Consider the following 13,793-nt stretch of genomic DNA (forward strand, 5'->3'; position numbering starts at 1 on the left):
CCGAAGAGGGCCACATTCTTGCCGAGGACTTGACGTACGAATGCAACCCCGTGTTGCGGCCTTGGGATCCGATCTCGTCAATCGCTCGAACCGAATGCGGCCGACGAGGTGGCGAACCCAACATTTACGGAGCTGGCCACGCCGGTCGGGTTGCGCCGCCGGACGCAACGCGTTCGCTCACCAACTGGTCCTCGCGACATTCTGCCGGGTAACGTACTGCGAGTGAACGAGCCCTCACATCGGGAGGGCGGGTGCCGATCAGGACGGGGATTGATGAGCGAGGAAGCGATCACCTACGAGGTCGTCGACGGGGTGGCCTGGTTGACGATCAATCGCCCCGAGGCACGGAACGCGCTCAACGGGGCGGTCCGGCAGGGACTGTTCCACAGCGTTCACCGCTTCAACGCCGACGACTCCGCCAAGGTTCTGGTGCTGACCGGGGCAGGCGATAAGGCGTTCTGCGCCGGAGGGGACCTTAAAGAGATGGCGGAGACGGCGCTCACGGTTCCGCCGCCAGACTTCGCGCCGCAATTCGGGCGCAACATCCAGGTCGCCAAGCCGACCATCGCCGCGGTGAACGGCGTCGCCTTCGCCGGCGGATTCCTACTGGCCCAGCAGTGCGACCTCGTCATCGCAGCCGAGCACGCCAGGTTCGCGGTCAGCGAGGTCAAGGTAGGCCGCGGCTCGCCATGGGCTGTCCCGCTGTCGTGGCTGCTGCCGCCGCGGATTGCGCTGCAGATTTTGATGACCGGCGACCCGATCACTGCCGAGCGCGCCCGCGAGGTAGGCATGGTGAACGAGGTCGTGCCCGCAGCGGAGCTGCGGGTACGAGTTCAGGAGATCGCCCTGCGGATCGCTTCCAACGCACCGCTGTCCGTACTCGCGGCAAAAAAGACCGTATACCTCTCCGCAGCGCACCACCTGACGGAGGCCTACGCCCACGCCGACCAGATATGGGAGCCGGTGTACCTCAGCGCCGACGCGCTAGAGGGTCCCGCCGCGTTCCGCGAGAAGCGCACACCGGTTTGGAAGGGACGTTAGACGTGGCCGTGCCGATGGAGTCCTTGATCACCGACATCGGGGCGGAAACGGCCGAGCTGTGGTCACTGATCGCCGAGCTGCCCGAGGGGCAAGCCGGGTGGGACGCGCCCACCCCCGCGGCAGGCTGGGCGGTCCGCGATCAGATCAGCCATCTTGCGTTCTTCGACGACGCCGCGGTGCGCTCAGCCACCGACCCCGAAGGGTTCACGGCCGAGGTGCTGCCCATGCTCGCCGACGGCCGGATCTCCCCGGACACCATCGCCGAGCGCTACCGGCCGATGCCGACAGCGGAGCTGCTGTCCTGGTTCGACGGCGCGCGCCGCGCCCTCGTCGCTGCCTTCGCAGCGATCGACCCCTCGATGCGGGTGCCGTGGTTCGGCCTCCCCATGAGCGCGGCTTCCTCGCTGACCGCGCGGATCATGGAGACCTGGGCGCACGGTCAGGACATCGCCGACGCGCTGGGAGTGACCCGTGTGCCCTCGGCCCGGTTGCGCCACGTCGCCCACATCGGCGTGGGAGCGCGGGCGTTCAGCTACATGGCCAACGGCCTGGAGGTGCCCGAGGAACCCGTCCGTGTCGAGCTCACCGCACCGGGGGGCACGCTGTGGACCTGGGGCCCCGACGGCGTGCCCAACCGGGTCACCGGCACTGCGCACGACTTCTGCCTGCTCGTCACCCAGCGCAGGCATCGCGACGACACCGCACTGCACGTCACCGGTCCGCTCGCCGACCAGTGGCTCTCCATCGCGCAGGCCTTCGCCGGACCTCCCGGTGGCGGGCGCACCGCAGGACAGTTCGACGGAGGTGTGTCGTGAGGGACCCGGTACGCATCGGAAATTGCTCGGGCTTCTACGGCGACCGGATCGCCGCGGCGCGGGAGATGGTCGAGGGCGGGACGGGCGAGCAGAGCATCGACGTGCTGTGCGGGGACTACCTCGCTGAACTGACGATGCTCATCCTGGCGAAGGCCCAGGCGAAGGATCCGGCGGGCGGTTACGCGCGCACGTTCCTGACCCAGATGGAGCAGGTGTTGGGCACCTGTTCCGACCGCGGTATCAAGATCGTGGCCAACGCCGGTGGGCTCAACCCGGCCGGGCTGGCCGTCAGATTGCGCGAGCTTGCGGACCGGCTCGGTATCACCGTCCGGATCGCCCACATCGAAGGTGACGACTTGCGCGGGAACCTCTCCGCGATCACCCCTGCGGTCGGTGAGGTCAAGCCGGTCTCGGCCAACGCCTACCTCGGGGGTTGGGGTATCGCCGAAGCGCTGGGTGCGGGCGCCGACGTCGTCGTCACCGGACGGGTGACAGACGCCTCGCTGGTCGTCGGCCCGGCCGCCTGGTGGCACGGGTGGGAGCGCACCGACTGGGACCGGCTCGCCGGTGCCGTCGTGGCCGGCCACGTCATCGAATGCGGACCACAGGCCACGGGCGGCAACTACGCCTTCCTCGACGAGATCACCGACCGTCGCTACCCGGGCTTCCCGATCGCGGAGGTGGCGGCCGACGGCTCGTCGGTGATCACCAAGCACGCCGACACCGGGGGGCTGGTGTCGGTCGGTACGGTCACCTCCCAGCTGCTCTACGAGATCGCCGAGCCGGCCTATCTGGGGCCCGACGTGGTGACTCACTTCGACACGATCTCGCTGGCCCAGCAGGCCGAGCACCGGGTGGCGATCACGGGTGTCACCGGCAGCCCGCCACCGGAGACGCTCAAGGTGGCGCTGAACGAGGTCGGGGGCTACCGGAACACCATGACGATGGTGCTCACCGGCTTGGACCTGGAGGCGAAAGCCGCGTTCGCGCAGCAGCAGCTGTTCGACATCCTCGGCGGCCGGGGATCCTTCGCCGAGGTCGACGTCCGGTTTCTGCGTTTCGACACACCGGACGCCCCCACCAACGACCAGGCGTGCGCGCACTTGCGGATCACGGTCAAGGACACCGACCCGCGCAAGGTCGGCCGGGCGTTCTCGAGCGCAATCATGGAGATCGCTCTGGCCGGGTATGCCGGCTTCCACACCACCACGCCACCCACGTCGGAGTCAGTGTTCGGCGTGTATCGCCCAGCGACCGTGCCCCGGTCGAGCGTGACGCAGGTCGTGGTGCTGCCCAACGGTGAGCGCCGGAGGATCGCCGATCCGCCGACCGGTAGCGTGCCGGCCGCGAAGGTCCGGGGCAGCGCGGCAGCCGCGCCGCCGACCGAGCCGACATGCCGCGCGCCGCTGGGCGCGGTTCTGGGCGCGCGGTCCGGCGACAAGGGCGGCAACGCCAATATTGGTCTCTGGGCCCGCGACGACGCCGGCTATGCCTGGGTGCGCGAGCACTTAACCGTCGAGCGACTGCGCGGGCTGCTCGGCCCGGAGGCTGCGCAGCTGCGCATAGAGCGATTCGAGCTGCCCAACCTGCGTGCGCTCAACGTTGTGGTGCACGGGCTGCTGGGGGAAGGCGTGGCATCCTCGACCCGGCCGGATGCCCAGGCGAAGGGCTTGTGCGAGTACCTGCGCTCCCGCATCGTGGACATACCGCAATCCCTTGTCGGCGCGACCTGACAAATCCCGAATTTGGAGTAGCCGGGCCACTCTGTCGACGTATCGCCAATCAAGTCGCCGTCCTCTGCCTGCTGCTTGACGTAGCCCCTTTGCCAAAGCCGTGTTGCCGAACGATGTGATGACGATCGGATGACGCCAACAGCGTCCGGCAGACGGAGAGATGGCTTTGTCCAGTTCCTTGCCGAACTGGACATCCAAAGAGGGCGCAGCGATCTGCCCACGCGGTTGCCGATCTTGGCCAATGAGCGGGCACATCCACGAATGGGGATCACACGCGCAGGCGCCAGCCACCTGCCACTGGGCGTCTACATTTCAACTCAACCTGGGATTGTGAGCAGGTGTTAACGTTCGTAGTGTAGCTCCCGGCGCTGCAGTGCTGCGCGAGCCCTGGTTGCGAGCGAAGGAAGGTAGTAGTGAACAAGGTGGTCGTTGCCGGACGTACCCGGGTCGGCGGCGAACGTCGGGAACGGATTCTCGCCTCTGCCACCGAGTTGATTGCCGAGCGGGGCTACCACGCTGTCTCCATGGCCGACATCGGCGTTGCATCAGGGGTTGTCGGGCCGGCCATCTATCGCCATTTCAACAGTAAGAGCGATCTACTGGCGGCCCTCTTCGAGCGAGTGGTGGACAAACTCCTTAAGCGTGCGACGGCGATCGTCGAGCAGTCCCGCGACGAGGCGGAGGCGCTGACCCTGCTGGTGTCAGACCAAGTCGCCTTGGTAATGGATCAACGCGAGCTGGCAATGGTGTATTACCGCGAAGTGCACAATCTGTCGGATCAGCACCAGAGCCGGTTGCGCCGAAAGCAGCGACTCTATCTAGAAGAGTGGGTACACCTCGTCGGAGAATTGCGGCCCGCGGTCGATGAGATTGAACTTCGGGCGATGGTTCATGGAGCGATCGGAGCCATTCAATCGATCTTGCACTACCGCGGCACTGGCCTGGCTCCCGAACAGACCTCTGCGCTGCTCGTTGCGATGGGTCACGCCGTGCTCGGCGTCCCCGCGCCGAGTCACCAGGTGCGCGGCGTGAACACTGAACCATCCTGTCCGCGTCCCGGTACGCCGCAGCACTAAGCAGGTCCAGGGTGTCAGCAACACACGAAGACGACCTCGCTCAGTATGTCTGCACGACGGTCTTGAGGGCGACAGCCGCCAGGAAAGGACTCATCTAATTGCCTGGCTGCATGCCCAGGGCTTCACGATTGATCAAAGCCGACTGGTGGCCCCAACCCCTCTCCTTCTTCCTACAAGCCGCGTACTGGGTGATGAGGGACGGTACGTCTCTCTGCGCGAGCTGAGCACGGAAACCGGAATCCAGACGAAACAGTCGCCATATTGCGGGCCCTCACGGAAGGCATCGGGCAGGCCACGGAGATGATGCGTGGCTTCGCGCGCTGAACATGTTGAAAGCTTCAGCCCGACGATTTGGAGAGGCTCGCGAATCGACTCGCGACTGCTGCGCGCGAGGCTGCCAACCCACCGGTTGAGATTCGTGAAACCCTCGGGGCGCGGTCATGCTGGTCTCATCACGACCGACGCCGCTGGTGACGACGATGCTGGACCTGATCGACAGCGCGTCAGCAAATGACCTGCCTTCCTTGAGGATTGGCGTGGCGTCCGGGTCAGCGGTCTCGCGCGCGGGCGACTGGTTCGGCAACCCCGTGAACCTGGCCAGCCGAGTGAGCGCGGCGGCGCGGCCAGGCGCAGTGTTGGTGGGACTCCACGCGGGTGATCGTCGACGACGCAGGCCTCCGGTGGTCGTCCGCCGGCGCATATCGTCTGAAGGGCGTCAGCAGCAAGGTCAACCTGTCTCGGGCGCGGCGCGCCCAGGCCGGCCGAGTAAGGCCCCCGTTTGAAGCGAGCTCGCCGGGTATCCGCCTAGTGAACAGTGACCGCCTAATGAACAGTCACCACCGACTTGATAAGCGAACGCCACCTCGCTATCGCGGCCCCTCGTAACCAATCTAGCGGTCGAATTCGATCTAAAGCGACCGAGCAATGATCTCCTTCATAATCTCGTTTGTCCCACCGTAGATCTTCTGAACGCGAGCATCGGCCCACATCCTGCCGATGGGATACTCGGTCATATAGCCGTAGCCGCCGTGGAGCTGCAAGCAGTCATCAAGGGCGACCATCGCACGCTCAGTAGTCCACCATTTCGCCATCGCGACGGTGGGGATGTCGAGTTCACCGCGCAGATGGCGGGCGACGCAGTCGTCGATGAAAACGCGGCTGATGTGGGCGTCGGTGGCGACCTCGGCGAGCTTGAACTTGGTGTTTTGGAAGGCGAAGACGGGCTTGCCGAAGGCATGCCGATCTTTGGTGTATTCCACAGTGAACTCGAGCGCTGTTTCTAGTACTGTCACTGCACCAAGCGCAAGGATCAATCGCTCTTGGGGAAGTTGCTGCATCAACTGAATGAACCCCTGGCCTTCAGTCGTACCCAGGAGGTTCTCAACCGGAATGTGCACATCTTCGAAATAGAGCTCGGAGGTGTCCTGTCCGCGCTGACCGACCTTGTCCAACACCCGACCCCGCCGAAAGCCCGGTCGATCGCCTTCGACCAAAACCAACGAGATTCCGTTCGCTCCGGCACTGGGGTCGGTCTTCGCAACGACGATGATGAGGTCGGCCTGAGCGCCGTTGGTGATGAACGTTTTGGAACCGTTGACAACGTATTCGTCTCCAACGCGCGATGCCTTGGTCGTGACAGATTGGAGATCGGAGCCAGTGCCCGGCTCCGTCATCGCAATCGCGCCAACCATCTCACCAGTTGCCAGTCTGGGAAGAAAGCGTTCCTTCTGCTCATCGGTGCCGTACTCGAGCAGGTAGTGGGCGACGATTCCACTATGAAGCGGCGCGCCCCATGCCGAATCGCCGATGCGGGCCTGTTCCTCAATCAAGACTGCTTCGTGAGCGAACGTTCCCCCACCTCCGCCGTACTGCTCGGGGATTGACATGCACAGCAACCCAAGATCACCCGCCCGGGTCCACAGGTCCCGATCCACGTGGTGCTGCTCGATGAAGCGGGCACTGTGCGGCGCGACCTCCTTCTCACAGAACGTACGTGCCAAATCCCGCAGTGCGTCGAGGTCGTCGTCCATCCAGCTAGAGCGGTTGGCTGCCATTACAAAGTCCTCACTGTGTTTGCTTGCGCACCGATCCCGCAATGGTCTCGCTTCGCCTGTGGGTACATGGTGTACCACGAATCGCACGCCGGGTACAACACGTACCCAGAACTTTCCAGAGCGCGGGGCGTTACGGTGACATCGTGGAGCGACAGCACTGGGTGGACACCACAGCGGTACGCCGCGCGGCCAGTAGGTTGCCGGGCCGTGAACTACGTCGTGAACAGATCATCGAAGCGGCGCTCAGCGCAATCGAAGAGAACGGGCCCCACGCACTCACGGGCCAAATCGCAGACAAGGCCGGTTTGGGACGCACACACTTCTACCGCCACTTCGCAAGTAAAGAAGAACTCGATCTTGCCGTGGCTCGTCACGTCCACCGCGAACTCACTGCGAAGATTCGCCTAACTCTGGATGTCCAGGGATCGCCGCTAGACGTGATACGCGCGCCGGTCACTCAGCACGTCATGTGGGCTGACGAACACCCCAACCTCTATCGGTTCCTGGTGAACCGACACTATCGGCGCAGCACCGAGAAGACCGCGCCCGGCAGCAGCGCATTCGCCTCTGAACTCGCCGTCGCGGGTGCCCGTTACTTTCCTCGCTACGGCGAGGACTCAGAGGCGGCAGACCGCAATGTCGCCGCCATCATGGGCTTGATGGACGCTTCGGTCCTATGGTGGCTGGACCATCGCGACTCCACTCGTGACGAACTCGTCATTCGGTTGACACGGCAAACCTGGTTGATAATCAATGACAGGCTGCAGGAACTGGGATTCCAGCTTGATCCCCACTTACCACTCTGCGAACCGAAAACCTGACCAGGTACAATTCGAGCCTCCCCACGCTAAACCCTCCGTCTTCGACACCGCCATCAACGATGATTGCGTTGGCGCCGCTCACCGACGCCGCGCATCAACGCGAAAGCTTTCAATCCAAGCGACGGCGCAGCATCGCTAGTGCGCGCAACTACGCCACGCCACCGAGGAACTACCCGGAATATCTGGCGACTCTCCAGCAACTCGAGTCCCGCGCGGGCCACGGCCGCAGCATCCATTGGACGCGGTCCGGCGAACAGAAGCGCCGCCCCAGGGTCGGCAACCCGGTCGGTGACCATTTTCGTACTTACCACGTCAGGGCATAGCGCCCGTGCGTGGATTGGCAATCCCGCATGGTCAAGGTCGCCCTGCAGCGATGTGGTGAACGACAATACGGCCGCTTTGGTTGCTGCGTACATCGCTAATCCAGGGATGGGCGCCAGAGCCGAGAGGGACGCGATGTTGAGGATCGCGCCCCCACCCGCGCCCATAGCGACAACTGCCGCGTGTGAGCCGGCAACGACACCTCGTACATTGACATCGAGGATCGACGCAATCTCGGCATCGCTGTGACTCCAGCTGTTACCCGCGAGTAGGATCCCAGCGTTGTTTACCCACACCGCCAGAGGGCCAGCGGCTAAAGCCTGAGCAGCGACTTCCCGATGACCCGACGGATCTCGTACGTCGTGCGTGGCGCTCCAAGCGCCACCGCCGACCTCGGTGGCAGCGCGCTCCGCTGCGTCGCCATCCACATCCGTGAGCAAAACCTTGTGACCGGCAGCGGCGAGTTGTCTCGCGATCTCCAGACCAATCCCTCGACCTGCTCCTGTGACGACGGCTGTTGATGGTTCTAGCATGACCATCCTTTCCGGCAGTTTGCGTAGGTTTGCCGACTACGGTTCGCCGGGGTTTGTTGAGGATCTCCGAGGCCACTTGGAGGACTGCGTCGATTCCGCCGGCGCCCTGTAAGGGCGATGTGCTCGGCTAAGCACTCAAAAGTCTCGTGGAATGACCTAGATATCATCGGCGACACAACGTAATAGGTAGGCCGTCGACAGGGAACAGGCAGGGACGTATTGTCCCACCGAACGCGGTAGCCGTCATCCAGACTCCAGGTGAATTCCCGCAGCATCTCGTGCAGTATTGCCTTCACCTCCAAGGTGCCGAAGTGCATCCCGATGCGCTTGTGCGCGCCTCCTCCGAACGGAAGCCAGGCGAAGCGGTGGGCCTGATCCTCGCGCCGTGGCGGCTCGAGTCGCGTTGGGTCAAACCGGTCCGGCTCGGTCGACACTGTGGGCGCAAAGTGGTTGACCGCAGGCGTGATGACGACGAGCACTCCGGAGGGGACGTAGTAGCCATCAATTAGGGTGTCGGTCACCGTCTTACGCATAACCAACGGTACCGGTGCAACTAGTCTGAGCGACTCCTTGATGACCAAGTCCATCGCCGTAAGCCCCTCCAGGTCCTCAATGTCCGACAGATCGTCGCCTAGACGGTCAGACTCAGCACGAAGTCGATCCTGCCATTCAGGATTCTTCGCCAAGAAGTACGCCACAGCGGCAGTGGTGATCGTTGACGTGTCATGAGCGGCCATCATCAGAAAGATCATTTGATTTATGCTGTCCGCATCAGTGAAGCGTTCGCCGTCCTGGCGCGCGCCTCACATAGCGCGGCGAGTAAATCACCATTCTGCCCCGAGCGTGCCGCCGGTAAGTTCCGGGCGAAGGCCAACGAGAGGCAATCCCTGATCGCCGATAACTGGCTTCAATCCGCTACCGGTCGGCGGCGCGGCAAGTTCGCGAACCGGCCATCGTCGACTCACTCCTGGATAGCGCGCTCGACGCGCTGCGGGAGGGGATTCAGTAGTACCGACAACAGCCGGTCACGGGACTTGCTTGCCGAACCGGACGGCGATTTGGTCATCGAGTGCCCCCTTGATGTTGTTTCTCGCATTATCGGAAGGATTTCACCCATCGTTTACACCGGTGACCACCCTGTCAACGGCGGTCACAGTTGCCGCTCGAATGTCAGCGACTCCCCGCCGTCCTCGGATACCCGTCACTGAACAGAGCCGCCACTAGTCGACGCTATCGGCCCCGCTTGGGGCATAGGGCATGTCGGCCAGATGGGTGTTGGCCGGCTCGGGTGTCCCCCTGCGCGACGAGTTCGCGGGCGCGGGACGCGACAGGACGTAAGCGCGCCGCTTCGGCCTGCGCGCACGAAGGCGATACAAGAAGGTCGGGCTGGGCCAGTTGGTAGAGATCGACCCCCGCGCCGAGCGATACCAGCTCGTGCACATAGTCCACACGGATCTGTCCAGGCGGCGACTCAACCGGTCGTTGAAGCGCTTCTCCACATCGGCACGGACCTCGATAACACTTCCTGGATGGGCACGGAGAACCTTCATCAACCTGACGATGTGTCGGGCCTGCGATTCGAGCATGTAGACGATGGACCCGGATCCCACGTTGGTGTTGGGCCCGTACATCATGAGGAAATTCGGAAACTCTGGCACCGATAGGCCGTAGTAGGCGTGCGCGCCATCCGCCCACACGTCCGACAATTTCCGGTCCGAGCGGCCGTAGACCTCCATCGGGGAAAGAAACTCGGTGGCACTGAAGCCAGTGCCGTAGATGATCACGTCGGCGGCGTGGAAGTCGCCGTTCACCGTGCGGATTCCGCCAGGTTCTACTGCCCGGATATCGTCGGTGACCAATGAAACGTTGGGACGTGCGAGCGCGGGGTAATAGTCGCTGGAGAACAGAATCCTCTTGCACCCGGGCGCATAGTCCGGCGTCAGGTGGGAACGCAGCCGGGCATCCGACACCTGGCGACCTAGGTGCCGGAGGGCGATGACTCCCAAGACTCGCGCTACTGGCTTCGCGTCGACGAGTGCCAACGCCAAGAACTCGAATATCGTCCAAATCATCAGACGTTCGCTGAGCCGCAGAATGGGCAACTTGCGCAGCAGTTGGTGATGCCGCCCACCGTACTGACGGTCGAATTTGGGCAGCACCCATGGGGCTGACCGTTGGAAAACGTCCAAGTGCTCAGCGCCTGCGGCGACCACCGGGACGAACTGCACCGAACTAGCGCCGGTGCCGACGACCGCAAGCCGCTTGCCGCTGAGATTCAGATCGTGGTCCCAATTCGCGGAATGAAACGACGGGCCCGCGAAGCCCGAGATTCCAGGAATATCAGGAACTGAGGGTCGGGACAGCTGGCCCACGGCCGAAATGACGACATCGCACTCCAATTCCTGACTGGTAGTCGTGGTCAGACGCCATGTGTTCGTGCGCTCATCGAAGGCCGCCTTAGCGATTTCGGTTTTGGTCCGAAGGAGGGACAGCAAACCACTTTCGTCGGCGACGCGGCGAAGGTAGGCGAGGATATCGCCTTGTTCTGCGTAACGCCGACCCCACCTGGGATTCGGCGCCGAGGAGATCGAGTACAACTGCGACGGGACGTCACAGGCCGCCCCTGGGTAGGTGTTCTCCCGCCAGACTCCCCCGACACCATCGCCCTTTTCGACAATGAGGACCCTGTCGAACCCTGCGCGTTTGAGGCGAAGTGCAAGGGTAATTCCGGCGAAGCCAGCGCCGATGATGACGATCGAGGGGTTACCAGGGGGATTGTCCTGGGTTGGTTCACGTTTCACGGGTTTCATCGTTAGCTCATACAACCTTCGTGCTGGGGCGCCTCGTGGTCAAGGCGTGCGCAGGGACGCTGTCAACGGACGGTGGCCGAAGTAGCCAAGAACTCGCCACCGAGCCTGAGGGCCTCACGTGCTTCTGGCAGTAGGCGAAACATCGCCTGGAAGACATGGATCTGGCCGCGGAAAACTTGCAACTGCGAGGAGACCCCTGCAGTTTGCAGACGTTTGGCAAAGACTCTGGAGTCGTCGAGCAACATCTCTCGTCCGCCGACCTGAATCAAAGTTGGTGGCATGTCCGTGAGATCAGCATCGAGCACGCTTATCCTCGGGTCGGCTGGATCGGCGCCCGCCACGTACAGACCAATTGTTCTCGACGCAGAGATGGCGGACGCAAAGGGGTCCCGTCTGCGCAGATCACGGTCCATCGCGAGTTGGCATGTCAAATCCAGCACCGGCGACATCAGCAGCATGGCATCCGGCGTCGGCAGTCGATGTTCCCGAGCGCCAAGCGCCGTCGCCGCAGCAAGCTGGCCGCCTGCGGAATCGCCGGCGAGCGCCACCGTGCCAGAAGACGCGGTGATCGCGCTTCCCTCTGTCAACCATCGATAGGCGATCAGTGCATCATCTGCGGCCGCCGGGAAGGGATATTTCGGGACCAATCGATAGCGCACGGCAAATACCGGCCTGCGGGCGGCCGCGGACAGTTCGCTGATGAGGCCACGGTGGGTCTCGGGAGAGCACATAGAAAATGCGCCGCCGTGTATATAAAGAATCGGCGGAGCATCCGAGGCCACGTTGGCCGCCTTGACCCAGTCGCCTCGCACACGTTCACCGGCGAAGGGCGTGTCTACCTTCTCGACACTGATTGCGCGCCTTGGCCGCGACACCACGAGTGTTCCCCGTAGCACGCGGTCCATGACCGCGAAGCCATGGTCGTTGGCCGGAATCACTTGCGTGAGAGGTCGAAGAACGCCTCGCGCCGTTGCCGCGACCAGGTGGCTCGCCATGCTCGGATTCGGCCTGGCAGGTGAACTCATCCGGCGGTGTCCACCTTCTGTGGGGCAGTGTCCGCCTTTTTCGCCGGTCGCCGTTCGAAACGGTAGTCGGCCAAGTCGAATCGTCGACTGCGCCAGATCGACTCGACCGTCGTCGTGGGACGCAGAGGCACGTCCCCATGCTTGTCGAAGTAATAGCTGTTCGCGCCCGCGCAGCTGTCCTGCCAGAAGACCTGCGTATGCCGCCGTGCCAGCATCTCCGCGAAGAAGCGTTGATTCGCCTCCTCGCGTACCTCGACGTAGTTCGAGTCGGCCGTCCTGGCATGCCGGAGGCAACGGAGAATGTGACCCGCCTGTGCCTCGATGAGTGCGAAGTAGGACGACCCGTTGTATCCGTACGGGCCAAACACTGAGAAATGGTTCGGGAATCCTGGCACGCTGACTCCCTCATATGCCTGGAGTCGGTTCTCGTCCCACCACTGTGCCTGGTCTCGGCCGGCGACACCTCTGAGCGAGTAGGTGGGCATGCTGTCCGATTCCATGACCTTGAATCCCGTTGCCAGGACGAGCACGTCGATCTCGTGTCTGACGCCATCGGCCGTAATTACCGCGGTCTCATCCACCCGGGTGATGGGGTTGGTTTCAAGAAGGACGTTCTCGCGGTTGAACGTCTTCAAATATTCGTTGTGAAAGCTTGGTCGCTTGCAGCCCAGCGCGTAACGCGGCGTCAGCTTCTCCCGAACGACCGGGTCGGTGACCTGCCGACGCATATAGCTGATCGCTGCACGCTCGATCGCCGACGCCAGCGGTATGGCGGTATGGAAGTGCGCTGCGACGGGAAAGGTGAGTTCGACAAAGGCCTGGCTGGCTCCCCGCGCGGCGATCTGCGCTCCGGGTGCGAGCCGGAGAAGAGCACTCAGCGGGCGGGGCACCGCGAAGTCGAATTTCGGCAGACACCATATCGGGGTGCGCTGAAAGACGGTGAGTGTGTCCACGTCCTTGGCTATCGAGGGGATCAGTTGCACCGCCGAGGCGCCCGTCCCGATGACGGCGACCCTCTTTCCGGTGAGGGTCTGCTGGTGGTCCCAGCGCGACGTGTGCATCGTGACCCCGCCGAAGTCCCCGACCCCCGGTATGTCCGGCGATTTTGGTCGCGTGAGAACCCCGGAGGCATTGATGACGAACCTCGCTGTCAGTTCCTCGTCCGTCGAGGTAAACAAACGCCACAATGTCGATTCTTCGTCGAACTCAGCCCTCACAACCGTGACTCCGAAGCGGATGCGCGACGCGAGGCCATATTTTTTCACGCAATGCTTCGCGTAGTTCTTCAGTTCGATCCCCGGCGCATAGGTACGGGACCACGACGGGCGTTTCTCAAAGGAGAATTGGTAACTATATGACGGAATGTCTACTGCAATCCCCGGGTAGGTATTCCAGTACCAGGTTCCACCCACCCCTTGGGCCTCATCAACGATGAGGAAGTCCGAGAAACCTTCCTTCAGCAGCTTGATGCCCACTCCGATCCCGGAGAATCCAGCTCCGATGACCAATATCTCGTGGGTGGGGACCTCGTACGTAGGGGCTCCGGAGGTGGGGGCATTCTCGT

At 63.2% G+C, this 13,793-nt stretch carries 11 protein-coding genes and 1 pseudogene; 6 read left to right on the top strand and 6 right to left on the bottom strand.

Annotated elements, in window-relative coordinates:
- Positions 1-273: 273 nt before the first annotated feature.
- From BEMPMBAN_RS02110 to BEMPMBAN_RS32440, 5 genes are all read left to right on the top strand, one after another.
- The gene (locus tag BEMPMBAN_RS02110; RefSeq protein WP_011895438.1) at positions 274-1,041 is read left to right on the top strand and encodes an enoyl-CoA hydratase/isomerase family protein; all 768 of its coding nucleotides are present in this window, start codon (positions 274-276) and stop codon (positions 1,039-1,041) included.
- 2 nt (positions 1,042-1,043) lie between these two features.
- The gene (locus BEMPMBAN_RS02115; RefSeq protein WP_011895439.1) at positions 1,044-1,856 is read left to right on the top strand and encodes a TIGR03084 family metal-binding protein; all 813 of its coding nucleotides are present in this window, start codon (positions 1,044-1,046) and stop codon (positions 1,854-1,856) included.
- Positions 1,853-3,589: an acyclic terpene utilization AtuA family protein gene (locus BEMPMBAN_RS02120; protein ID WP_067992188.1), complete on the top strand. Its 1,737-nt coding sequence runs from the start codon at positions 1,853-1,855 to the stop codon at positions 3,587-3,589. Before BEMPMBAN_RS02115 ends, BEMPMBAN_RS02120 begins: the two co-directional genes overlap by 4 nt.
- 413 nt (positions 3,590-4,002) lie before the next feature.
- Entirely contained in the window at positions 4,003-4,665 is a 663-nt protein-coding gene (locus BEMPMBAN_RS02125; RefSeq protein ID WP_159228728.1) for a TetR/AcrR family transcriptional regulator, read from the top strand.
- A 106-nt stretch (positions 4,666-4,771) separates the two neighbouring features.
- Entirely contained in the window at positions 4,772-4,969 is a 198-nt protein-coding gene (locus BEMPMBAN_RS32440; protein ID WP_231963591.1) for an adenylate cyclase regulatory domain-containing protein, read from the top strand.
- 604 nt (positions 4,970-5,573) lie between these two features.
- On the opposite strand, the gene BEMPMBAN_RS02135 is transcribed toward BEMPMBAN_RS32440, so the two are convergent.
- Positions 5,574-6,719 carry an acyl-CoA dehydrogenase family protein gene (locus BEMPMBAN_RS02135; protein WP_011895443.1) on the bottom strand — a complete coding sequence of 382 codons (1,146 nt, stop codon included), beginning with the start codon at positions 6,717-6,719 and terminating at the stop codon, positions 5,574-5,576.
- 143 nt (positions 6,720-6,862) lie between these two features.
- On the opposite strand from BEMPMBAN_RS02135, the gene BEMPMBAN_RS02140 reads away from it, so the two are divergent.
- Positions 6,863-7,540, top strand: a complete 678-nt coding sequence (locus BEMPMBAN_RS02140) for a TetR/AcrR family transcriptional regulator (protein ID WP_225397498.1) — start codon at positions 6,863-6,865, stop codon at positions 7,538-7,540.
- A gap of 53 nt (positions 7,541-7,593) precedes the next feature.
- Here BEMPMBAN_RS02140 and BEMPMBAN_RS02145 read toward each other — a convergent pair whose 3' ends face one another.
- From BEMPMBAN_RS02145 to BEMPMBAN_RS02165, 5 genes and pseudogenes are all read right to left on the bottom strand, one after another.
- A complete protein-coding gene (locus BEMPMBAN_RS02145; RefSeq protein WP_109558230.1) occupies positions 7,594-8,394 on the bottom strand; it encodes an SDR family NAD(P)-dependent oxidoreductase in 801 nt (266 codons plus the stop codon).
- Between the two features lie 163 nt (positions 8,395-8,557).
- Positions 8,558-9,262 (bottom strand): annotated as a pseudogene (locus BEMPMBAN_RS02150) (cytochrome P450); the annotation flags it as partial.
- Positions 9,263-9,614: 352 nt separating this feature from the next.
- Positions 9,615-11,204, bottom strand: coding sequence for a flavin-containing monooxygenase (locus BEMPMBAN_RS02155; protein ID WP_068001988.1), 1,590 nt, complete (start codon positions 11,202-11,204; stop codon positions 9,615-9,617).
- A 62-nt stretch (positions 11,205-11,266) separates the two neighbouring features.
- Positions 11,267-12,229, bottom strand: coding sequence for an alpha/beta hydrolase (locus tag BEMPMBAN_RS02160; RefSeq protein WP_067992185.1), 963 nt, complete (start codon positions 12,227-12,229; stop codon positions 11,267-11,269).
- Entirely contained in the window at positions 12,226-13,740 is a 1,515-nt protein-coding gene (locus BEMPMBAN_RS02165; RefSeq protein ID WP_041800854.1) for a flavin-containing monooxygenase, read from the bottom strand. Before BEMPMBAN_RS02165 ends, BEMPMBAN_RS02160 begins: the two co-directional genes overlap by 4 nt.
- Between the last annotated feature and the right edge of the window lie 53 nt (positions 13,741-13,793).

It is taken from the genome of Mycolicibacterium austroafricanum, assembly GCF_902705885.1.
Lineage (GTDB): Bacteria > Actinomycetota > Actinomycetes > Mycobacteriales > Mycobacteriaceae > Mycobacterium > Mycobacterium vanbaalenii_A.

What these genes read in the sequence shown, in the direction of transcription:
- BEMPMBAN_RS02110 (WP_011895438.1), top strand. Translation starts at nt 274, where the DNA reads ATGAGCGAGGAAGCGATCACCTACGAGGTCGTCGACGGGGTGGCCTGG.
- BEMPMBAN_RS02135 (WP_011895443.1), bottom strand. Translation starts at nt 6,719, where the DNA reads ATGGCAGCCAACCGCTCTAGCTGGATGGACGACGACCTCGACGCACTG.
- BEMPMBAN_RS02145 (WP_109558230.1), bottom strand. Translation starts at nt 8,394, where the DNA reads ATGCTAGAACCATCAACAGCCGTCGTCACAGGAGCAGGTCGAGGGATT.
- BEMPMBAN_RS02155 (WP_068001988.1), bottom strand. Translation starts at nt 11,204, where the DNA reads ATGAAACCCGTGAAACGTGAACCAACCCAGGACAATCCCCCTGGTAAC.
- BEMPMBAN_RS02160 (WP_067992185.1), bottom strand. Translation starts at nt 12,229, where the DNA reads ATGAGTTCACCTGCCAGGCCGAATCCGAGCATGGCGAGCCACCTGGTC.